The 21,111-nt window shown below is 70.7% G+C and carries 19 protein-coding genes and 1 pseudogene; 18 read left to right on the top strand and 2 right to left on the bottom strand.

Translation table 11 applies throughout. The annotated features are described in order from the left end of the window. Positions 1 to 113: 113 nt before the first annotated feature. Positions 114 to 821 carry an MBL fold metallo-hydrolase gene (locus tag ACWC2T_RS41955; RefSeq protein ID WP_450675547.1) on the top strand — a complete coding sequence of 236 codons (708 nt, stop codon included), beginning with the start codon at positions 114 to 116 and terminating at the stop codon, positions 819 to 821. Positions 822 to 833: 12 nt separating this feature from the next. Beyond that, positions 834 to 2,096, top strand: coding sequence for a histidine--tRNA ligase (gene hisS, locus ACWC2T_RS41950; protein WP_450675546.1), 1,263 nt, complete (start codon positions 834 to 836; stop codon positions 2,094 to 2,096). A 54-nt stretch (positions 2,097 to 2,150) separates the two neighbouring features. On the opposite strand, the pseudogene ACWC2T_RS41945 reads toward hisS, so the two are convergent. Next, positions 2,151 to 2,389 (bottom strand): annotated as a pseudogene (locus ACWC2T_RS41945) (ABC transporter ATP-binding protein); the annotation flags it as partial. 179 nt (positions 2,390 to 2,568) lie between these two features. Here ACWC2T_RS41945 and ACWC2T_RS41940 point away from each other — a divergent pair. The 3 genes from ACWC2T_RS41940 (at position 2,569) to rpsD (ending at position 5,558) form a co-directional block, all read left to right on the top strand. Next, positions 2,569 to 3,225: a vitamin K epoxide reductase family protein gene (locus tag ACWC2T_RS41940; protein ID WP_450675545.1), complete on the top strand. Its 657-nt coding sequence runs from the start codon at positions 2,569 to 2,571 to the stop codon at positions 3,223 to 3,225. Between the two features lie 46 nt (positions 3,226 to 3,271). Then, positions 3,272 to 4,627, top strand: a complete 1,356-nt coding sequence (locus ACWC2T_RS41935; RefSeq protein ID WP_450675544.1) for a replication-associated recombination protein A — start codon at positions 3,272 to 3,274, stop codon at positions 4,625 to 4,627. Positions 4,628 to 4,943: 316 nt separating this feature from the next. Next, on the top strand, positions 4,944 to 5,558 hold the full coding sequence (gene rpsD / locus ACWC2T_RS41930) for a 30S ribosomal protein S4 (protein ID WP_055705441.1): 615 nt from the start codon (positions 4,944 to 4,946) through the stop codon (positions 5,556 to 5,558). Positions 5,559 to 5,646: 88 nt separating this feature from the next. Here the strand turns inward: rpsD and ACWC2T_RS41925 are convergent, their stop codons facing one another. Further along, a complete protein-coding gene (locus ACWC2T_RS41925; RefSeq protein WP_450675543.1) occupies positions 5,647 to 7,830 on the bottom strand; it encodes an ATP-binding protein in 2,184 nt (727 codons plus the stop codon). A 152-nt stretch (positions 7,831 to 7,982) separates the two neighbouring features. Between ACWC2T_RS41925 and ACWC2T_RS41920 the strand changes: the two genes are divergently transcribed. From ACWC2T_RS41920 to nusB, 13 genes are all read left to right on the top strand, one after another. Then, positions 7,983 to 8,417, top strand: coding sequence for a DUF948 domain-containing protein (locus tag ACWC2T_RS41920; RefSeq protein ID WP_450675542.1), 435 nt, complete (start codon positions 7,983 to 7,985; stop codon positions 8,415 to 8,417). Between the two features lie 16 nt (positions 8,418 to 8,433). Next, positions 8,434 to 8,790 (top strand): hypothetical protein, encoded by a 357-nt coding sequence (locus tag ACWC2T_RS41915; protein WP_450675541.1) that lies wholly within the window; start codon positions 8,434 to 8,436, stop codon positions 8,788 to 8,790. Then, positions 8,790 to 11,462, top strand: coding sequence for an alanine--tRNA ligase (gene alaS / locus ACWC2T_RS41910; RefSeq protein WP_450675540.1), 2,673 nt, complete (start codon positions 8,790 to 8,792; stop codon positions 11,460 to 11,462). Before ACWC2T_RS41915 ends, alaS begins: the two co-directional genes overlap by 1 nt. 85 nt (positions 11,463 to 11,547) lie before the next feature. After that, positions 11,548 to 12,012, top strand: coding sequence for a Holliday junction resolvase RuvX (gene ruvX / locus ACWC2T_RS41905; protein WP_031161763.1), 465 nt, complete (start codon positions 11,548 to 11,550; stop codon positions 12,010 to 12,012). A gap of 126 nt (positions 12,013 to 12,138) precedes the next feature. Then, positions 12,139 to 13,812 (top strand): endolytic transglycosylase MltG, encoded by a 1,674-nt coding sequence (gene mltG / locus ACWC2T_RS41900; protein ID WP_450675539.1) that lies wholly within the window; start codon positions 12,139 to 12,141, stop codon positions 13,810 to 13,812. Then, positions 13,793 to 14,632 (top strand): shikimate dehydrogenase, encoded by an 840-nt coding sequence (locus ACWC2T_RS41895; protein WP_450675538.1) that lies wholly within the window; start codon positions 13,793 to 13,795, stop codon positions 14,630 to 14,632. Before mltG ends, ACWC2T_RS41895 begins: the two co-directional genes overlap by 20 nt. A gap of 162 nt (positions 14,633 to 14,794) precedes the next feature. Then, positions 14,795 to 15,979, top strand: a complete 1,185-nt coding sequence (aroC, locus tag ACWC2T_RS41890) for a chorismate synthase (protein WP_450675537.1) — start codon at positions 14,795 to 14,797, stop codon at positions 15,977 to 15,979. A gap of 32 nt (positions 15,980 to 16,011) precedes the next feature. Beyond that, positions 16,012 to 16,494 (top strand): shikimate kinase, encoded by a 483-nt coding sequence (locus tag ACWC2T_RS41885; RefSeq protein ID WP_450675557.1) that lies wholly within the window; start codon positions 16,012 to 16,014, stop codon positions 16,492 to 16,494. Further along, positions 16,491 to 17,582, top strand: a complete 1,092-nt coding sequence (aroB, locus tag ACWC2T_RS41880; RefSeq protein ID WP_450675536.1) for a 3-dehydroquinate synthase — start codon at positions 16,491 to 16,493, stop codon at positions 17,580 to 17,582. Before ACWC2T_RS41885 ends, aroB begins: the two co-directional genes overlap by 4 nt. Before the next feature lie 164 nt (positions 17,583 to 17,746). Next, positions 17,747 to 18,631: a Pro-rich N-terminal domain-containing protein gene (locus ACWC2T_RS41875; RefSeq protein ID WP_450675535.1), complete on the top strand. Its 885-nt coding sequence runs from the start codon at positions 17,747 to 17,749 to the stop codon at positions 18,629 to 18,631. A gap of 110 nt (positions 18,632 to 18,741) precedes the next feature. Next, the gene (locus tag ACWC2T_RS41870) at positions 18,742 to 19,854 is read left to right on the top strand and encodes an aminopeptidase P family protein (RefSeq protein ID WP_450675534.1); all 1,113 of its coding nucleotides are present in this window, start codon (positions 18,742 to 18,744) and stop codon (positions 19,852 to 19,854) included. Positions 19,855 to 19,903: 49 nt separating this feature from the next. Continuing rightward, entirely contained in the window at positions 19,904 to 20,470 is a 567-nt protein-coding gene (gene efp / locus ACWC2T_RS41865; RefSeq protein WP_450675533.1) for an elongation factor P, read from the top strand. A gap of 2 nt (positions 20,471 to 20,472) precedes the next feature. Next, positions 20,473 to 20,907 (top strand): transcription antitermination factor NusB, encoded by a 435-nt coding sequence (nusB, locus tag ACWC2T_RS41860; protein ID WP_388756283.1) that lies wholly within the window; start codon positions 20,473 to 20,475, stop codon positions 20,905 to 20,907. Positions 20,908 to 21,111: the final 204 nt, after the last annotated feature.

Here is a 21,111-nt window from a genome sequence, read left to right as displayed (position 1 = left end):
CGACCGTTGCGTGTAGCCCCGTACCGTATATGGGTTCGCTGAGGAAACGGCAGCGCCGGTAGGCTCTGGACCACAGCTTGTGGCCACCCGTATCGACACAACGAAGGACGATCGTGCTCATTGCCGGGTTCCCCGCCGGGGCCTGGGGGACGAACTGTTATCTCGTCGCCCCCGCCGCCGGTGAGGAGTGCGTGATCATCGACCCCGGCCACCAGGCCGCCGAAGGCGTCGAGGAAGCACTGAAGAAGCATCGGCTCAAGCCCGTCGCCGTCGTCCTCACCCACGGGCACATCGATCACGTGGCCTCGGTCGTCCCGGTCTGCGGCGCGCACGACGTGCCGGCCTGGATCCACCCCGAGGACCGGTACATGATGAGCGACCCCGAGAAGGCGCTCGGCCGGTCCATCGGGATGCCGCTGCTGGGCGAGCTGACCGTGGGGGAGCCGGACGACGTCCGCGAGCTGACCAACGGCACCACCCTCGAACTGGCCGGTCTGGAGTTCTCCGTCGCGCACGCGCCGGGCCATACCAAGGGGTCGGTGACCTTCCGGATGCCCGAGACCGCCGACATCCCGTCGGTGTTCTTCTCCGGGGATCTGCTGTTCGCCGGCTCCATCGGACGCACCGACCTGCCGGGCGGATCCATGGAGGACATGCTCGAGTCGCTGGCCCGCGTGTGCCTGCCGCTCGACGACTCCACCGTGGTGCTGTCCGGCCACGGCCCCCAGACGACCATCGGCCAGGAGCGCGCCACCAACCCCTATCTGCGACAGGTGGCGGCCGGCCAGGGAGCATCCCCGGCTCCCCGACGAGGAATGTGACGAGAGATTTCCGTGAGCACTTTCAAGGCCCCCAAGGGCACCTACGACCTGCTGCCGCCGGACAGCGCCAAGTTCCTGGCCGTCCGCGAGGCGATCGCCGCGCCGCTCAGGAGCTCCGGCTACGGCTACATCGAGACGCCCGGTTTCGAGAGCGTGGAGCTGTTCGCGCGCGGTGTCGGTGAGTCCACCGACATCGTCACGAAGGAGATGTACGTCTTCGAGACCAAGGGCGGCGACAAGCTGGCCCTGCGCCCGGAGACGACCGCGCCCGTGCTGCGCGCGGTCCTGGAGGCCAACCTGTACAAGACGGGCAACCTCCCGGTGAAGGTCTGGTACTCGGGCTCGCAGTACCGCTACGAGCGCCCGCAGAAGGGCCGCTACCGGCACTTCTCCCAGGTCGGCGCCGAGGCGATCGGCGCGGAGGACCCGGCCCTCGACGCCGAGCTGATCATCCTGGCCGACCAGGCGTACCGCTCGCTGGGCCTGCGTGACTTCCGCATCCTGCTGAACAGCCTCGGCGACAAGGAGTGCCGTCCGGTGTACCGGGCCGCGCTCCAGGAGTTCCTGCTCGGCCTCGACCTGGACGAGGACACGCGCCGCCGCGTCGACATCAACCCGCTCCGGGTCCTCGACGACAAGCGCGAGTCGGTGCAGAAGCAGCTGACCGGCGCGCCCCTCCTGCGCGACTACCTGTGCGACGCCTGCAAGGCGTACCACGAGGAGGTCCGCGAGCTGATCACCGTGGCGGGCGTCTCCTTCGAGGACGACCCGAAGCTGGTGCGCGGCCTGGACTACTACACCCGCACCACCTTCGAGTTCGTGCACGACGGCCTCGGATCGCAGTCCGCGGTGGGCGGCGGCGGCCGCTACGACGGCCTGTCCGAGATGATCGGCGGCCCCTCGCTGCCGTCGGTCGGCTGGGCCCTCGGCGTCGACCGCACGGTCCTCGCCCTGGAGGCGGAGGGCGTGGAGCTGGACCTCCCGTCCACGACGTCGGTGTACGCCGTCCCGCTCGGTGAGGAGGCCCGCCGGGTGCTGTTCGCGAAGGTCACCGAGCTGCGCAAGGTCGGCATCTCGGCGGACTTCAGTTACGGCGGCAAGGGCCTGAAGGGCGCCATGAAGAACGCCAACCGCAGCGGCGCCCGCTACGCCCTCGTGGCCGGCGAGCGCGACCTCGCCGAGGGCGTCGTCCAGCTCAAGGACATGGAGTCCGGCGAGCAGTCGGCGATCGGTGTCAACGAGATCGTGGCGGAACTGGAGGCGCGGCTCGGCTGAGTCGAGCGATGAGAGGGCGCCGGGCGTTCCCGGCGCCCTCTCACTGTTCCAGCAGTCTGCCTGCGCCTCCAGGCCGACCAGGCGGATGATCTTCTCGGGGCTGCGCGGGCGAAGCGCCGTACCGTCTCGCCCCACCGTCAACTCCGCGGTCGTCGATTCGCCCTGCCAGATGATTCCCACACGGGATCCCCACGCGCGCGTGCCCGTCGCCGGGTCCGCGCCGAGGGCGGACACCTCACCCCGTCCCGTGACCGGTTGCCCTGAAGGATCTCCACCGTGGTGCAGCCCCCGGACGTCCACCGCGAGTTCGTTCGCGTGTGCTGTCATGGCCACGAGCATCGGCCGGAACCGAGCGCTCCGTGACCACCGTGCGTACCTCCTTATGTCGTTCGAACGGTGGACACACGCCTGCGTGCGGCACAATGAGCCGTGCCGGAAGATGGTCCAACTCTCAAGTGACGGAATCGGCGTGATGAGCAAGACGACAGTCAACGACGTCTCCACGGAGTCGGGTCCCGAGCGTGCCGCCGACACCGCGCGCACGGTGGGCGGCAGCCGTGCCTTCGCCCTGCTGCTGGTGATCACCGGCGCGGCCGGACTGCTGGCCGCCTGGGTCATCACGCTCGACAAGAACAAGATCCTCGAGGCGAAGCTCGCCGGGAAGACGTTCACGCCGGGCTGCAGCGTCAACCCGATCGTGTCCTGCGGCAGCGTGATGGAGAGCAAGCAGGCGGCGGCCTTCGGCTTCCCGAACCCCTGGCTCGGCCTGGTCTGCTACGGCATCGTGATCTGCGTCGGCATGAGCCTGCTGGGCCGCGCCCGGTTCCCGCGCTGGTACTGGCTGACGTTCAACTTCGGCACGCTCTTCGGCGTCTGCTTCGTCACCTGGCTGCAGTTCCAGTCGCTGTACCGGATCAACGCGCTGTGCCTGTGGTGCTCCCTGGCGTGGGTCGCGACGATCACCATGTTCTGGTACGTGACCTCGTTCAACGTCCGCAACGACTTCCTGCCGGCCCCGCGCTGGCTGAAGTCCTTCTTCGGCGAGTTCACCTGGGTCGTGCCGGTCACGCACTGCGGCATCATCGCCATGCTGATCCTGACCCGCTGGGGCAGTCAGCTCTGGGCCTGACCCCGGGCCGCACGGCATTGTCAGTGCCGTGTCTTAGGGTTTCAGCGTGGAACCCGACCTGTTCACCGCCGCAGCAGAAGAACGCCAGGAGAAGGACCCGGCAGCGAGCCCCCTGGCGGTGCGGATGCGCCCGCGCAGCCTCGACGAGGTCGTGGGCCAGCAGCATCTGCTGAAGCCCGGCTCTCCCCTGCGCCGACTGGTCGGGGAGGGCTCCGGCGGCCCGGCCGGACCGTCCTCGGTGATCCTCTGGGGCCCGCCCGGCACCGGCAAGACCACCCTGGCGTACGTCGTCTCCAAGGCGACGAACAAGCGGTTCGTGGAGCTGTCCGCGATCACCGCGGGCGTCAAGGAGGTCCGCGCGGTCATCGACGGCGCCCGCCGTGCCACCGGCGGCTTCGGCAAGGAGACCGTCCTCTTCCTGGACGAGATCCACCGCTTCAGCAAGGCCCAGCAGGACTCCCTGCTCCCGGCGGTCGAGAACCGCTGGGTGACCCTGATCGCGGCCACCACGGAGAACCCGTACTTCTCGGTGATCTCGCCCCTGCTCTCCCGTTCGCTCCTGCTGACCCTCGAACCGCTCACCGACGCCGACATCCGCGGCCTGCTGAGGCGCGCCCTGACCGACGAGCGCGGCCTGAAGGACGCCGTCGGCCTCCCCGGGGACACCGAGGAGCACCTGCTGCGCATCGCCGGCGGCGACGCCCGCCGGGCCCTGACCGCCCTGGAGGCCGCCGCCGGAGCCGCCCTGGACAAGGGCGAGAGCGAGATCGGCCTCGAGACACTGGAGCAGACGGTCGACCGGGCGGCGGTGAAGTACGACCGCGACGGCGACCAGCACTACGACGTCGCCAGCGCCCTCATCAAGTCCATCAGGGGCTCCGACGTCGACGCGGCCCTGCACTACCTGGCCCGCATGATCGAAGCCGGCGAGGACCCCCGCTTCATCGCCCGCAGGCTGATGATCTCGGCGAGTGAGGACATCGGGCTGGCCGACCCCAACGCCCTCCCCATAGCCGTCGCCGCCGCCCAGGCAGTCGCGATGATCGGCTTCCCCGAGGCCGCCCTCACCCTCAGCCACGCCACCATCGCCCTCGCGCTGGCCCCCAAGTCCAACTCGGCGACCACCGCCATCGGCGCCGCCCTGGAGGACGTACGCAAGGGCCTGGCCGGACCGGTCCCGCCCCACCTGCGCGACGGGCACTACAAGGGCGCCGCCAAACTCGGCCACGCCCAGGGATACGTCTACCCGCACGACCTGCCGGAGGGCATCGCCCGGCAGCAGTACGCCCCGGACGCCCTGAAGGACCGCGAGTACTACACCCCGACCCGGCACGGCACCGAGGCGCGGTACGCGGACGCGGTGGAGTGGACCCGGGGGCACCTCGGTCGCAGGCGGTCGTGAGCGCCCTGTAGACTTGCCCGAAGCGCCGAGTCCCGCGCAGTCAGAGCGGGACACCCGGCCGGAGTCCGGCCCCTGAGGCCAGTCCTCGGGAAAACGGACTCCAGGAGCGTCGCGCACCGTCGAACGGTGTCGCGGGCAGCCCACCACCACCCGGAGCTCGGGGACGGTCGGTGGGCCACTCGCGTGCTGCACGTATGTGCCCAGACCAGGGAAGCGGCTGCCCGGCAGGTCCCGCAGGGACCCGGCGGGTTTTCCCGGCTGCGGATGCGACCTCCCTAACGCTGACGAGCCGAACACTACGAAAGAGATTGAGACAGTGGCGAACCAGTCCCGCCCCAAGGTCAAGAAGTCGCGTGCCCTCGGCATCGCGCTGACCCCGAAGGCCGTCAAGTACTTCGAGGCCCGCCCCTACCCGCCGGGCGAGCACGGCCGTGGCCGCAAGCAGAACTCGGACTACAAGGTCCGTCTGCTGGAGAAGCAGCGTCTGCGCGCGCAGTACGACATCTCCGAGCGCCAGCTGGTCCGCGCCTACGAGCGCGCGTCCAAGGTCCAGGGCAAGACCGGTGAGGCCCTGATCGTGGAGCTCGAGCGCCGTCTCGACGCCCTGGTCCTGCGTTCGGGCATCGCCCGCACCATCTACCAGGCCCGTCAGATGGTCGTCCACGGCCACATCCAGGTCAACGGCCAGAAGGTCGACAAGCCGTCCTTCCGGGTCCGTCCGGACGACGTCGTGCAGGTCCGCGACCGCTCCAAGGACAAGACGCTCTTCACGATCGCCCGCGAGGGTGGCTTCGCCCCCGAGGGTGAGACCCCGCGCTACCTGCAGGTGAACCTCAAGGCCCTGGCGTTCCGCCTGGACCGCGAGCCGAACCGCAAGGAGATCCCGGTGATCTGCGACGAGCAGCTCGTCGTCGAGTACTACGCCCGCTGACCCCAGCCACGGCGTACTACTTCAGCCCGCCGTCTCCCCGCCCGGCTCTGCCGGGGCGGGGAGACGGTGGGTTTGTGTTTCCCGCACCTCACGTCGCAGGCAGGTCCGGTCGTTCGGACAGTGCGGGCCGGTGGGGGCTGGTCGCGCCGTTCGCCGTGCCCCTTCGGGGCACGTCAGCCCCCCGCGGAGCCGGCAGCGCCCCCAACGGTCGTACCGCCCCATGCTCCAGCGCGCGGGCCACGGCGTCCGCGCGGTCCAGCCGCGCACCCTCCCGCACGCACTCCTCGTACCGGGCGTCGCCCAGCGACTGCCGCGCCATCGACTCGCACCGCTCGTGCGGGGCGTTGTAGTACGCCGAGCCGAACAGCGGCAGCCCCACCGACGGCCAGATGCGGCCGGCCGCGCCCTGGAGGAGTGCCGCCTCGGCCGGTTCGCCCTGAGCCGCCGTCACCAGTGCCAGCAGCTCCAGCGACAGCACCGAGCCGAGCAGGTCGTGGAAGGCGTGGGCGTTGCGCAGGCACTCGGCGAGCAGTTCCCGCGCCCTGTCCTGGGCACCCTCCCGCCAGGCCGCGTACGCCAGCACATACAGCGCGTAGGAGCGGGCCCAGCGCTCCCCGTGGTCCTCGCACACCCGGCGCACGTCCTCGCACAGCCGCACCGCGTCCGGCAGATCCCCCTGGAAGGCCCGCGTCATCGCCAGCTCCACCTGGCCCATCAGCACGTTGCTGTTGAGCTCGCCGATCTCCTGATAGCGCTCCAGCGCGGACCGCAGCAGCGTTTCTGCACGGGCCATGTCATCGGTGACCAGCGCCAGACAGCCGGTGCGGTGCTCGGCGTACGCCACCGCCGTCGCATCCGCGACCCGCTCGGCCTGCTCCCGGCACTCCCGCAGCGCCGCCAGCGCCGGCACGGTGTCGCCCTGGAGGATCGCCACATAGCCGAGCACCCACAGCGCCTTCAGCCGCGACTGCTCGTACCCCGACTCCAGCTCCACGCTGCGCGCCAGCCAGCGGCGTCCCTCCGCGAGCCGCCCGCAGCCGACCCAGCAGAACCACAGCGACCCCGCGAGGTACTGCCCGAGATGGGCCTCCTCCGGCTCGGTCAGACAGAACTCCAGCGCCTCCCGCAGATTGGGCAGCTCCGCCTCGACCCGCGCGGCGACCTCGCCCTGCCGGGGCGAGAACCAGTCCAGCTCGCACCAGGTCGCCAGGCCCAGGTACCAGTCCCGGTGGCGTCTGCGCAGCCGGCTCGCGTCCCCGATCCCCTCCAGCCACTCGGCGCCGTAGGCCCGGACCGTGTCCAGTATCCGGTAGCGAGGGCCCGCCGGGCTCTCCTCGCGGGTCACGACCGACTGGGCCACCAGCTCCGACAGCACGTCCAGGACGTCCTCGGCGGCGAGCCCGTCCCCGCTGCACACATACTCGGCCGCCTCCAGGTCGAAGGTCTGCGCGAACACCGAAAGACGCGCCCACAGCAGTCGCTCGGCGGGCGTGCACAGCTCGTGGCTCCAGCCGATGGCGGTGCGCAGCGTCTGGTGCCGGGCCGGAGGGCCCCCGGGGACGGGATGCGACCCGTTGCCCGTCGTCAGCAACCGGAACCGGTCGTCCAGCCGCCCCAGCAACTGCGCCGGGGACAGCGCCCGCAGCCGCCCGGCCGCCAGCTCCAGTGCCAGCGGAATCCCCTCCAGCCGCCGGCACACCTCGCGCACCTCGAAGCCGTCGGACACCTCCAGCCCCTGCTCCCGGGCCCGGTCGGTGAACAGCTCCACCGCCTCGTCCTCGCCGAGCGGCGCCAGCGGGAACAGCCGCTCGCCCGCCAGACCCAGCGGACGCCGGCCCACGGCCAGCGCCCGCAGCTCCGGCAGCTTCCGCAGCAGCTCCGCCGTCAACTCGGCGCAGGCGTCCGCCAGATGCTCGAACCCGTCCAGCACCAGCAGGGCCGGTCGGCCGGCGAGATGCTCCAGCAGCGTCTGCCGGGGCGGCCGGGCGGTGTGGTCGGTCAGGCCCAGGGCCTCCGCCACCGCGTACTCCACGAACTGCGGATCGCGCACGGGCGCCAGCTCCACCCGCCCCGCCCCTGCCTCCCACCCGGCGGCGAACCGCGCGGCGAGCCGGGACTTGCCGACACCGCCGACCCCGGTCACGGTCACCAGCCGCGCCCCGCCGAGCGCGTCCGCCAGTCCGGCGAGTTCGGCCGAGCGCCCGACGAAAGTGGTCAGTTCCAGGGGCGGATCGCCGTCGGGGAAAGGGGCTGGGCGCTGAGAACCTCGCATGGGACACGGAGCGTACTGAACCGTGTTCACTGCGTACAATCGCTTCCCGCAACTCCGTCCGCGCCGCCCGGTAATCCGGTACGGAGCCCTGGCCATGGCGCGATAGGCTCGGACACGACTTTTTCGATGGTGAGGCACGTTTCAGGGAGCGGGTGCGCACAGTGTCCGGTGGAGAGGTGGCCGGGATCCTGGTGGCCGTCTTCTGGGCGATCCTGGTCTCCTTCCTCGCGGTGGCTCTCGCGAGGCTGGCCCAGACGCTCAGGGCGACCACCAAGCTGGTGGCGGATGTGACCGACCAGGCCGTCCCGCTGCTCGCCGACGCCTCCGCCGCCGTGCGTTCCGCACAGACCCAGATCGACCGCGTCGACGCGATCGCCTCCGACGTCCAGGAGGTCACGTCGAACGCCTCAGCGCTGTCGACCACGGTCGCCTCCACCTTCGGCGGCCCGCTGGTCAAGGTCGCGGCGTTCGGCTACGGCGTCCGCCGGGCGCTGGGCGGCCGCAAGGAGGACGTGCCCGCGAAGGCGCCCCGGCGTACCGTGATCGTGGGCCGCACGGTCCCTGCCGCACGACGCAAGCGGAAGTAAGGACTGAGACCGAGCGATGTTCCGCCGTACGTTCTGGTTCACCACCGGTGTCGCCGCCGGTGTGTGGGCGACCACCAAGGTCAACCGCAAGCTCAAGCAGCTGACCCCGGAGAGCCTCGCCGCGACCGCGGCGAACAAGGCGCTGGAGACGGGTCAGCGGCTGAAGGACCGCGCGGTGGGCTTCGCGCTCGACGTCCGCGACAACATGGCCCAGCGGGAGGCCGAGCTGGAGGAGGCGCTGGGGATCCACGAGAACCCCGAACTCCCCGCGCCCCGGCGGTACACCGCCATCGAGAACAACCGCGACAACAGCAGCACACCGAAGTACATCGAAGCCCCGATGTACTCGTACAACCGGAATGAGGACCACTGATGGAGTCGGCCGAGATTCGCCGCCGCTGGCTGAGCTTCTTCGAGGAGCGCGGGCACACCGTCGTCCCTTCGGCGTCGCTCATCGCGGACGACCCGACTCTGCTCCTCGTCCCCGCCGGCATGGTGCCCTTCAAGCCCTACTTCCTGGGTGAGGTCAAGCCCCCGTTCTCGCGCGCCACCAGCGTGCAGAAGTGCGTGCGCACGCCCGACATCGAAGAGGTCGGCAAGACCACGCGCCACGGCACCTTCTTCCAGATGTGCGGCAACTTCTCCTTCGGCGACTACTTCAAGGAAGGCGCCATCAAGTACGCCTGGGAGCTGCTCACCACGCCCCAGGACAAGGGCGGTTACGGCCTGGAGCCGGAGAAGCTCTGGATCACCGTCTACAAGGACGACGACGAGGCCGAGCGCATCTGGCACGAGGTCGTCGGTGTGCCGAAGGAGCGCATCCAGCGCCTGGGCATGAAGGACAACTACTGGTCCATGGGCGTACCCGGCCCCTGTGGCCCCTGCTCCGAGATCAACTACGACCGCGGCCCCGAGTTCGGCGTCGAGGGCGGCCCCGCCGTCAACGACGAGCGGTACGTGGAGATCTGGAACCTCGTCTTCATGCAGTACGAGCGCGGCGAGGGCACCGGCAAGGACAACTTCGAGATCCTCGGGGACCTGCCGAGCAAGAACATCGACACGGGCCTCGGCCTGGAGCGGCTCGCCATGATTCTGCAGGGCGTGCAGAACATGTACGAGATCGACACCTCCATGGCCGTCATCGACAAGGCCACCGAGCTGACCGGCGTCCGCTACGGCGACGCCCATGACTCGGACGTGTCCCTCCGCGTGGTCACCGACCACATGCGCACGGCCACCATGCTCATCGGCGACGGCGTCACCCCCGGCAACGAGGGCCGCGGCTATGTGCTGCGCCGCATCATGCGCCGCGCCATCCGCAATATGCGCCTGCTCGGCGCCACCGGCCCGGTCGTCAAGGACCTCCTCGACACCGTGATCCAGATGATGGGCCAGCAGTACCCCGAGCTGGTCACCGACCGCGAGCGCATCGAGAAGGTCGCCATCGCGGAGGAGAACGCCTTCCTCAAGACGCTGAAGGCCGGCACCAACATCCTCGACACGGCCGTCACCGAGACCAAGCAGGCCGGCGGCACGGTCCTGGCCGGCGACAAGGCCTTCCTGCTCCACGACACCTGGGGCTTCCCGATCGACCTCACCCTGGAGATGGCCGCCGAGCAGGGCCTCTCCGTGGACGAGGAGGGCTTCCGCCGCCTGATGAAGGAGCAGCGGGAGCGCGCCAAGGCCGACGCCCAGGCCAAGAAGACCGGCCACGCCGACATGGGCGCCTACCGCGAGATCGCCGACACCGCCGGCGAGACCGACTTCATCGGCTACTCCGACACCGAGGGCGAGACCACGATCGTCGGCCTCCTCGTCGACGGCGTCTCCTCGCCGGCCGCCACCGAGGGCGACGAGGTCGAGGTCGTCCTGGACCGCACCCCGTTCTACGCCGAGGGCGGCGGCCAGATCGGCGACACCGGCCGGATCAAGGTCGACTCCGGTGCCGTCATCGAGGTCCGCGACTGCCAGAAGCCGGTCCCGGGCGTGTACGTCCACAAGGGCGTCGTCCAGGTCGGCGAGGTCACCGTCGGTGCCAAGGCCCACGCCTCGATCGACGCCCGCCGCCGCAAGGCCATCGCCCGCGCCCACTCGGCCACCCACCTGACCCACCAGGCCCTGCGCGACGCCCTCGGCCCGACGGCCGCCCAGGCCGGTTCGGAGAACCAGCCCGGCCGCTTCCGCTTCGACTTCGGCTCCCCGTCCGCCGTGCCGACGGCCGTGATGACCGACGTCGAGCAGAAGATCAACGAGGTGCTCGCCCGCGATCTCGATGTGCACGCCGAGATCATGGGCATCGACGAGGCCAAGAAGCAGGGCGCCATCGCCGAGTTCGGCGAGAAGTACGGCGAGCGGGTCCGCGTGGTGACCATCGGCGACTTCTCCAAGGAGCTGTGCGGCGGCACGCACGTGCACAACACCGCCCAGCTGGGCCTGGTGAAGCTGCTCGGCGAGTCCTCCATCGGCTCGGGTGTCCGCCGTATCGAGGCCCTGGTCGGCGTGGACGCCTACACCTTCCTCGCCCGCGAGCACACGGTCGTCAACCAGCTGACCGAGCTGCTCAAGGGGCGCCCGGAGGAGCTGCCGGAGAAGGTCTCCTCGATGCTCGGCAAGCTGAAGGACGCCGAGAAGGAGATCGAGAAGTTCCGCGCCGAGAAGGTGCTGCAGGCCGCCGCCGGTCTCGCCGAGTCCGCCAAGGACGTGCGCGGGGTGGCCGTCGTCACCGGCCAGGTCCCGGACGGCACCACCCCGGACGACCTGCGCAAGCTGGTCCTCGACGTGCGCGGCCGCATCCAGGGCGGACGGGCCGCCGTGGTCGCCCTCTTCACCGTCAACAACGGCAAGCCGCTGACGGTCATCGCCACCAACGAGGCCGCCCGCGAGCGCGGCCTCAAGGCCGGTGACCTGGTCCGCACCGCCGCCAAGACCCTCGGCGGCGGCGGTGGCGGCAAGCCGGACGTCGCCCAGGGCGGCGGCCAGAACCCGGCCGCCGTCGGTGAGGCCGTCGAGGCTGTCGAGCGCCTCGTCGCCGACACCGCCAAGTGACGGCGAAGACGACGACCGACAAGACGACGGACAAGACGACGAACGCTACGGCGACGAAGACGGCGAAGTAAGGATACGGTCGGAAATGCGCAGAGGACGTCGACTCGCGATCGACGTCGGGGACGCCCGGATCGGGGTCGCCTCGTGCGACCCCGATGGGATCCTCGCCACACCGGTGGAGACCGTCCCCGGCCGGGACATCCCCGCCGCCCACCGCCGCCTTCGTCAACTGGTGGAGGAGTACGAGCCGATCGAGGTCGTCGTCGGGCTCCCTCGCTCCCTCAAGGGAGGCGAGGGCCCGGCCGCCGTCAAGGTCCGCGCCTTCGCCCAGGAGCTGGCCAAGGGCATCAAGCCGGTGCCGGTGCGCCTGGTGGACGAACGGATGACGACCGTGACGGCCAGTCAGGGACTGCGCGCCTCGGGGGTGAAATCGAAGAAGGGCCGCTCCGTCATCGACCAGGCCGCCGCCGTCATCATCCTGCAGCAGGCCCTCGAATCCGAACGAGTGTCAGGTAAAGCACCCGGCGAGGGCGTCGAAGTGGTCATCTGATCGCGATACGGTAACGTTCCGCGCTATGTGCCGGTGTTCGAACAGTCGGCACATAGCAAGAGGAGGCGGAACGGAAGCCGGCCCACCGGCCGCGTGACCGGTCGGCCTCGCGGCTCTAGGGGATCGATGACTGAGTATGGCCGGGGCCCGGGCTCCGAACCGTGGCATCCGCAGGACCCGTTGTACGGGGACGGCGAATGGGAAGGGCAGCAGGCCCACGTCGGCCATCAGCCTGTCTACGGCGGCCAGCCGCAGCAGCAGTACCCGCAGCAGCCGCAGTACGGCGACTGGAACCAGCAGCAGCACCCCGGGTACGGCCACGAGCCGTACCCCTACTACGACGAACAGGGCCACCAGCAGTACGCCGGTCACGCCCCGCAGCAGTACCAGCAGCAGGGCGGCTGGGAGGCGGCCGGTCCCCAGGGCCAGATGCCGTACCACCCGGACCCCGGTGACCCCTACGGCCGGCAGCCCGTCGGCTACGGCGGCGAGCAGCCCGACTTCTACGGCACCGAGGACGCCTACCCGCCGCCGGTGCCGCCCGGCCGCAGGCACTCCGAGCCGGAACCCGAACCCGAGCCCGAGGCCGCGCCCGAGGAGGAGCACCCCTTCTTCACGGGAGGCGGCGACGATGACGACGACGAGGAACACGAGCTCCAGAGCCGCCGTGACCGGCGCGACAAGGCGAAGAAACCCGCCAAGAAGGGGCAGAAGCGACGCAACGGCTGCGCCTGCCTGGTCGTCGTCCTGGTCTTCGGTGGCGGCGTCGCCACGGCGGGTTACTTCGGCTACAAGTTCTACCAAAATCGTTTCGCCCCGGCGCCCGACTACACGGGCGACGGCACCGGCCAGACCGTGACGGTCGAGATCCCCAAGGGCGCGGGCGGCTGGGACATCGGCAACCGCCTGAAGCAGGCCGGGGTCGTCAAGAGCGCCGAGGCCTTCGTGCACGCGCAGGGCGCGGTCCCCGGCGGCGGCAGCATCCAGGCCGGCGTGTACCTCCTGAAGAAGGAGATGTCCGCCGCCAGCGCCGTGCGCATGATGCTGGACCCGAAGAGCCAGAACGTCATCATGGTGACTCCGGGTGAGCGCAATGCGCGTGTCTACCAGGCGATCGACAAGAAACTCGAACTCTCCGCCGGCACCACCGAGAACGTCGCCAAGCAGGAATACAAGAACCTCGGTCTGCCGGCCTGGGCGCAGAACACGGCGCACAGCAGCGAGATCAGGGACCCGCTGGAGGGCTTCCTCTTCCCGGGCAACTATCCGGCCGCCAAGGGCATGAAGCCGGACGCGATCCTGAAGCAGATGGTCGCCGAGGCCAAGTCCAAGTACGACGCCTACGGCCTCGCCTCCAAGGCGCAGGCGCTGGGCCTGAACAACGCGTTCGAGCTGGTCACGGTCGCGAGCCTGGTGCAGGCCGAGGGCAAGACGCCCGACGACTACCGCAAGATGGCGGAGGTCGTCTACAACCGCCTCAAGCCCACCAACACCGAGACGAACCAGCTGCTGCAGTTCGACTCGACGTACAACTACCTCAAGGGCACCAGCAACATCCATATCTCCGAGAAGGAGATCAACAGCAACACCAGCCCGTACAACACCTACCGGCACAAGGGGCTCCCGCCCGGTCCGATCGGCAACCCCGGCGAGGACGCGATCAACGCGGCGCTGAACCCGACGCACGACGGCTGGATCTATTTCGTCGCGACCGACGGTGTGAACAACACCGAATTCGCGAAGACCTACGCCGAATTCAAGCAACTCAAGGAAAAGTTCAATGCCAGCTCGGGCAACTGACGCCCGCCGGGCCGCCGTACTCGGCAAGCCCATCGCCCACTCGCTCTCCCCGGTGCTGCACCGGGCCGCGTACGACGAGCTGGGGCTCGGCGAGTGGTCGTACGACTGCTTCGAGGTGGACGAGGCAGGCCTGCCCGGTTTCTTCGAGAAGCTGGGGCCCGAGTGGGCGGGGCTGTCGCTGACGATGCCGCTGAAGCGGGCGGTCATTCCGCTGGTGGACGAGATCAGCGAGACGGCCGCCTCCGTCGACGCCGTCAACACCGTGGTGTTCACCGAGGACGGCCGCCGCCTCGGCGACAACACCGACATCCCGGGCATGGTGGCCGCCCTGCGCGAGCACGGTATCGAGCAGGTCGACTCCGCCGCGATCCTCGGCGCCGGCGCCACCGCCTCCTCCGCACTCGCCGCCCTCGCCCGGATCTGCACCGGCGAGGTCGTCGCCTACGTCCGCAGCGAGGCCCGCGCCGCCGAGATGCGGCAGTGGGGCGAGCGGCTCGACGTGGAGGTGCGTACGGCGGACTGGGCGGACGCCGAACAGGCGCTGCGCGCCCCGCTGGTGATCGCCACCACGCCCGCCGGCGCCACCGACGCCCTCGCCGCCGCCGTGCCCGAGCGTCCCGCCACCCTCTTCGACGTGCTCTACGACCCCTGGCCCACCGAGCTGGCGGCCCGCTGGTCCATGTTCTCAGGTGCCGTGGTCAGCGGCCTCGACCTGCTGGTCCACCAGGCCGCCCTGCAGGTCGAGCGGATGACCGGCCGGTCCCCGGCGCCCCTTGAGGTCATGCGCCGAGCCGGTGAGAAGGCGCTCGCCGCCCGCTGATCGCTCCGGGCACGTCCGCCCTGTGGACCGGTGACCGGAATCCGGCCCCGGACGTGGGAGGATCGGAGGTGGCGGGCCGGGGTCGCGCACCCGGTCGCCGTCGCCGTACGCGAGGACGTGCGTACGCAGGGCAGTACCGGGCGCGAACACTGAGGAGCACCGTTGAGCAGGCTGCGTTGGCTGACCGCGGGGGAGTCCCACGGTCCCGCACTTGTCGCGACGCTGGAGGGGCTTCCCGCCGGCGTGCCGATCACCACGGAGATGGTGGCGGACCACCTGGCGCGGCGGCGGCTCGGCTATGGCCGTGGTGCGCGCATGAAGTTCGAGCGGGACGAGGTCGCCTTCCTGGGCGGCGTCCGGCACGGCCTCACCCTCGGCTCCCCGGTCGCGATCATGGTGGGCAACACCGAGTGGCCCAAGTGGGAGCAGGTCATGGCGGCCGACCCGGTCGACCCGGAGATCCTCGCGGGTCTGGCCCGCAACGCGCCGCTCACCCGGCCCCGCCCCGGCCACGCCGACCTCGCCGGTATGCAGAAGTACGGCTTCGACGAGGCCCGCCCGATCCTGGAGCGCGCCTCCGCCCGCGAGACCGCGGCCCGGGTGGCGCTGGGTGCGGTGGCGCGGTCGTATCTGAAGGAGACCGCGGGCATCGAGATCGTCTCGCACGTCGTCGAGCTGTGCTCCGTGAAGGCTCCCCAGGGCGTGTACCCCACGCCGGCCGACGTCGAGAAGCTGGACGCCGACCCGCTGCGCTGCCTGGACGCGGACGCCTCGAAGGCGATGGTCGCGGAGGTCGACCAGGCCCACAAGGACGGCGACACGCTCGGCGGCGTCGTCGAGGTGCTGGCGTACGGCGTCCCGGTCGGCCTCGGCTCGCACGTGCACTGGGACCGCAAGCTGGACGCCCGGCTGGCCGGTGCCCTGATGGGCATCCAGGCGATCAAGGGCGTCGAGATCGGCGACGGCTTCGAGCTCGCCCGGGTGCCCGGCTCCAAGGCGCACGACGAGATCGTGGGCACGCCCGAGGGCATCAAGCGCCTCTCCGGTCGCGCCGGCGGCACCGAGGGCGGCCTGAGCACCGGCGAGCTGCTGCGGGTGCGGGCCGCGATGAAGCCGATCGCGACCGTGCCGCGGGCGCTGCGGACCGTGGACGTCACCACCGGCGAGGCCGCCCAGGCCCACCACCAGCGCTCGGACGTCTCCGCCGTGCCGGCCGCCGGCATCGTCGCCGAGGCCATGGTCGCGCTCGTCCTCGCCGACGCGGTCGCCGAGAAGTTCGGCGGCGACTCCGTGGCCGAGACCCGGCGCAACGTGCGGTCGTACCTCGACAACCTCGCGATCAGGTGAGCGCTGTGCCAGCGGTCGTCCTGGTCGGCCCGATGGGCGTCGGCAAGTCCACCGTGGGCCGGATGCTCGCCGAGCGCCTCGGGCTCGGTTACCGGGACACCGACGAGGACATCGTCGCCGCCGAGGGCCGCACCATCGCCGAGATCTTCGTCGACGAGGGCGAGCCCGCCTTCCGCGCGATCGAGAAGCGGGCCGTGCATGCCGCGCTCGCCGAGCACGAGGGTGTCCTCGCGCTCGGTGGCGGCGCCATCCTCGACGCGGACACGCGTGCCCTGCTCGCCGGGCAGCAGGTGGTCTACCTCTCCATGGACGTGGAGGAGGCCGTCAAGCGCACCGGGCTGAACGTGGCCCGGCCGCTGCTCGCGGTCAACCCGCGCAAGCAGTGGCGCGAGCTGATGGAGGCCCGGCGGCACCTGTACGAGGAGGTCGCCACCGCCGTCGTGGCGACCGACGGCCGCAGCCCCGAAGAGGTCACCCAACAGGCGCTCGACGCACTGGAGTTGAAGGAAGCATGAGCGAGGCAGTCACCCGGATCCAGGTCGCCGGCACCGCGGGCACCGACCCCTACGAGGTGCTGGTCGGGCGCCAACTGCTCGGCGAGCTGGGCGGGTTGATCGGCCAGAAGGCCAAGCGGGTCGCGGTGATCCACCCCGAGGCGCTGGCCGAGACCGGTGACGCGCTGCGGGCCGACCTGGCCGAGCAGGGCTACGAGGCGGTCGCCATCCAGGTGCCGAACGCCGAGGAGGCCAAGACCGCCGAGGTGGCCGCCTACTGCTGGAAGGCGCTCGGGCAGTCGAACTTCACCCGCTCCGACGTCGTCGTCGGCGTGGGCGGCGGCGCGACCACCGACCTCGCCGGCTTCGTCGCCGCGACCTGGCTGCGCGGGGTGCGCTGGGTCGCCGTCCCGACCACCGTGCTGGCCATGGTGGACGCGGCGGTCGGCGGCAAGACCGGCATCAACACCGCCGAGGGCAAGAACCTCGTCGGCGCCTTCCACCCGCCGGCCGGCGTCCTGTGCGACCTGGCCGCCCTGGACTCCCTCCCGGTCAACGACTACGTCTCCGGACTCGCCGAGGTCATCAAGGCCGGCTTCATCGCCGACCCGGTGATCCTGGACCTGATCGAGTCCGACCCCGAGGCCGCCCGGACCCCGGCGGGCCCGCACACGGCCGAGCTGATCGAGCGCTCGATCCGGGTGAAGGCGGAGGTCGTCTCCTCGGACCTGAAGGAGTCGGGCCTGCGCGAGATCCTCAACTACGGCCACACGCTCGGCCACGCCATCGAGAAGAACGAGCGCTACAAGTGGCGGCACGGTGCCGCGGTCGCGGTCGGCATGCACTTCGCCGCCGAACTCGGCCGTCTGGCGGGCCGGTTGGACGACGCGACGGCGGACCGCCACCGTACGGTCCTGGAAGCGGTCGGCCTGCCGCTGCACTACCGCTACGACCAGTGGCCCAAGCTGCTGGAGACGATGAAGATCGACAAGAAGTCCCGCGGCGACCTGCTGCGCTTCATCGTCCTCGACGGCCTGGCCAAGCCGACCGTTCTGGAGGGCCCGGACCCGGCCGTCCTGCTCGCCGCGTACGGCGAGGTCGGGCAGTAGGTCCCGGACTGTTCCGTCCGTCCGATTGCCTCTCCGGAGTGGGCACTTCGAGCCGCCCCCGTCCGTTTCACCAAACGACGGCGGGGGACGGTACCGTTCGGTAGGCAGCGGGCTCACCCCCGCTGCCAGCACGAACTGCCTTGTACGAGACGGAGTGGCAACGGATGCAGCACGCAGTGGGGTCTCCGCTGCCGCCGCCCCACCAGCCGGGGCAGCCGCCGCACGCCGGCTGGTCGTCGGCCGCACACCACCCGGGCCCGCACCCGGGAGCCTCCCAGGGGCCCGTCCCCATGCCCCCGCCACCGGGCTTCCCGGCCCCCACCGGCGCCGTCCCGCCGACGCCCCCGCAACCCCTGGCGCCCCAGCCCCCGGCGCCCCAGGCCACCGCCGCACCGGCCCCCGACACCACCGGTCACGTCCCGCTGCCGCCCGGCGGCCCGGTCGGTGTGCCCACGGTGCCCCCGGCTCCCGCCGCGGCCCCCGACCCGGCGACGACCACGCTGGCCGTCCTGCTGATCGGCCCGGCCGGCGCGGGCAAGACCAGCGTCGCCAAGTACTGGGCGGACCACCGCCGTGTGCCCACCGCTCACATCAGCCTGGACGACGTCCGCGAATGGGTCCGCTCGGGCTTCGCCGACCCTCAGTCCGGCTGGAACGACAACTCCGAGGCCCAGTACCGTCTGGCCCGCCGCACCTGCGGCTTCGCCGCCCGCAACTTCCTCGCCAACGGCATCTCCTGCATCCTCGATGACGCGGTCTTCCCGGACCGCCCGGTCGTCGGCCTCGGCGGCTGGAAGCGCCACGTCGGCCCCGGCCTGCTCCCGGTCGTCCTCCTGCCCGGCCTGGACATCGTCCTGGAGCGCAACGCCGAGCGCACCGGCAACCGCCGCCTCACCGACGAGGAGGTGGCCCGCATCCACGGCCGCATGGCGGGTTGGTACGGCTCGGGCCTGCCGATCATCGACAACTCGCAACTGGACATCCCGGGCACGGCGAGCGTCCTGGACGAGGTTCTGGCCAGGGCCATAGCGAGCCCACCGAGCTGGTGACCACGGGGGCCCGGACCCCACCCTGTCGGCGGACCGCAGCACACCCCCCACAAACCCCACTCGGCCCCTTAAAATCAGCACAATCCGGTCAAAACTCCTACGCTCATCTCATGTCAGAGGTGTACGCGACCCGCCGATCCCGGCTGAGAGACCACTTCACCGCGGCCGGCACCGCGGCAGCGCTCGTCACCCGCCCAGCCAACGTGCGCTACCTCGCCGCCGCAGCCCCGCAGGGCTCCGCGCTGCTGCTCGGCAAACGCGAGGACCTCCTCGTATGCATCGGCCAGCCCGACGACCGCCCGTTTGAGGGCCGCCCGGACGACAACCTGCGCCTGCACGTCCTCCCACCGAACGGCTCCGGCGGTGATGCCGCGGTCGCGGCGGCGGACCTGGCCGTGGCGCAGAACGCCGACTCCCTGGCAGTCGAGGAACACCACCTCACGGTCGCCCGACACCGAGCGATCGCCGCGGTCGCCCCCACGCTGCGCCTCGGCGACCTCGGCGGAGCCGTGGAACAGCTCAGGGTGGTCAAGGACGAGGAGGAGATCTCCTGCCTGCGCATCGGCGCCGAGATCGCCGACCAGGCCCTCGGCGAGCTGCTGGAGTCCATCCTGGTCGGCCGCACCGAGCGGCACCTCGCGCTGGAACTGGAGCGCCGTCTGGTCGACCACGGCGCCGACGGTCCGGCCTTCGCCACCTCGGTCGCCACCGGGCCGAACGCCGGCCGCCGCGGGCACCGCCCCACCGACCGGCGGGTGGAGGAGGGCGACTTCCTCTCCGTGTGCCTCGGCGCGACCTACCGCGGCTACCGCTGCGAGATCGGCCGTACCTTCGTGATCGGCACCTCGCCCGCCGAGTGGCAGATCGAGCTGTACGACCTGGTCTTCGCCGCTCAGCGCGCCGGACGCGAGTCCCTGGCGCCCGGCGCCGGGTACGCCGATGTGGACCGCGCGGCACGCCAGGTCCTGGACTCGGCCGGCTATGCGGAGGCCCTGCCCCCGCTGACCGGACACGGCGTCGGACTCGAAATCGACGAGGACCCGCAGTTGGCGCCCGCGGCCATGGGTAAACTGGACGCTTGCGTGCCGGTCACCGTCGAACCGGGGGTCCACCTCCCGGGCCGGGGCGGTGTCCGGATCGATGACACGCTCGTCGTGCGCCCCGAGGCGGACGGCGGACCCGAGCTACTCACCATCACGACCAAGGAGCTGCTCGCCCTCTAGGCAGTGGCGTGCGCCGGGGTCGTACGTCAGTCCAGGAGATTCCGCAACCGTGGCTTCCACGAACGACCTCAAGAACGGCATGGTGCTCAAGCTCGAAGGCGGCCAGCTCTGGTCCGTCGTCGAGTTCCAGCACGTCAAGCCCGGCAAGGGCCCGGCCTTCGTGCGCACCAAGCTGAAGAACGTGCTGTCCGGCAAGGTGGTCGACAAGACCTTCAACGCCGGCGTCAAGGTCGAGACCGCCACTGTCGACAAGCGCGACATGCAGTTCTCGTACATGGACGGCGAGTACTTCGTCTTCATGGACATGGAGACCTACGACCAGCTGCACATCGACAAGAAGGCCGTCGGCGACGCCGCGAACTTCCTGATCGAGGGCTTCACCGCCACCGTGGCCCAGCACGAGGGCGAGGTGCTCTTCGTCGAGCTGCCGGCCGCCGTCGAGCTGACCATCGCCGAGACCGAGCCGGGCGTCCAGGGCGACCGCTCCACCGGTGGCACCAAGCCCGCCACCCTGGAGACCGGCCACCAGATCCAGGTCCCGCTCTTCATCACCACCGGTGAGAAGATCAAGGTCGACACCCGCACCAGCGACTACCTCGGCCGGGTGAACAGCTAACCGTGGCTGCCCGCAACACGGCCCGCAAGCGCGCCTTCCAGATCCTCTTCGAGGGCGACCAGCGCGGCGCCGACGTCCTGACGGTCCTCGCGGACTGGATCCGGCTGTCCCGGTCCGACACCCGGCAGCCGCCGGTCAGCGAGTACACGATGCAGCTGGTCGAGGGCTACGCCGAGCACGCGACGCGGATCGACGAGCTGATCGCCCAGTATGCGGTCGGCTGGACGCTCGACCGGATGCCGGTCGTGGACCGCAACATCCTGCGGCTGGGCGCGTACGAGCTGATCTGGGTCGACGAGACCCCGGACGCCGTCGTCCTGGACGAGATGGTGCAGCTGGCCAAGGAGTTCTCCACGGACGAGTCGCCCTCGTTCGTGAACGGTCTGCTGGGCCGGTTGAAGGAGCTCAAGCCGTCCCTGCGCCGGGACGGGGCGTAAGGGCTCGGTACGACCGTCGCCGGAGGGCCCGCAGCATGCCTGTGCTGCGGGCCCTCTGGCGTCTTCCCCGGGCAGCGGACCTCAGGCCGCGAAAAAGCCGCCGGGGTGGCCGGAACCGTGAAGTTCCGGCCCGCTGGAAATCGCCTACGACTTCTCCGCCTACGACACCGAAGAGCTGCGCCGCCGTATCGAGGCCGGCCCCGC

It is taken from the genome of Streptomyces sp. NPDC001393, assembly GCF_053597455.1.
The sequence above is the reverse complement of the archived record's forward strand: the minus strand, read 5'-3'. Positions and strand labels throughout refer to the sequence as shown.

What these genes read in the sequence shown, in the direction of transcription:
- ACWC2T_RS41940 (WP_450675545.1), top strand. Translation starts at nt 2,569, where the DNA reads ATGAGCAAGACGACAGTCAACGACGTCTCCACGGAGTCGGGTCCCGAG.
- ACWC2T_RS41925 (WP_450675543.1), bottom strand. Translation starts at nt 7,830, where the DNA reads ATGCGAGGTTCTCAGCGCCCAGCCCCTTTCCCCGACGGCGATCCGCCC.
- ACWC2T_RS41915 (WP_450675541.1), top strand. Translation starts at nt 8,434, where the DNA reads ATGTTCCGCCGTACGTTCTGGTTCACCACCGGTGTCGCCGCCGGTGTG.
- alaS (WP_450675540.1), top strand. Translation starts at nt 8,790, where the DNA reads ATGGAGTCGGCCGAGATTCGCCGCCGCTGGCTGAGCTTCTTCGAGGAG.
- ruvX (WP_031161763.1), top strand. Translation starts at nt 11,548, where the DNA reads ATGCGCAGAGGACGTCGACTCGCGATCGACGTCGGGGACGCCCGGATC.
- mltG (WP_450675539.1), top strand. Translation starts at nt 12,139, where the DNA reads ATGACTGAGTATGGCCGGGGCCCGGGCTCCGAACCGTGGCATCCGCAG.
- ACWC2T_RS41895 (WP_450675538.1), top strand. Translation starts at nt 13,793, where the DNA reads ATGCCAGCTCGGGCAACTGACGCCCGCCGGGCCGCCGTACTCGGCAAG.
- ACWC2T_RS41885 (WP_450675557.1), top strand. Translation starts at nt 16,012, where the DNA reads ATGGGCGTCGGCAAGTCCACCGTGGGCCGGATGCTCGCCGAGCGCCTC.
- aroB (WP_450675536.1), top strand. Translation starts at nt 16,491, where the DNA reads ATGAGCGAGGCAGTCACCCGGATCCAGGTCGCCGGCACCGCGGGCACC.
- ACWC2T_RS41875 (WP_450675535.1), top strand. Translation starts at nt 17,747, where the DNA reads ATGCAGCACGCAGTGGGGTCTCCGCTGCCGCCGCCCCACCAGCCGGGG.
- ACWC2T_RS41870 (WP_450675534.1), top strand. Translation starts at nt 18,742, where the DNA reads ATGTCAGAGGTGTACGCGACCCGCCGATCCCGGCTGAGAGACCACTTC.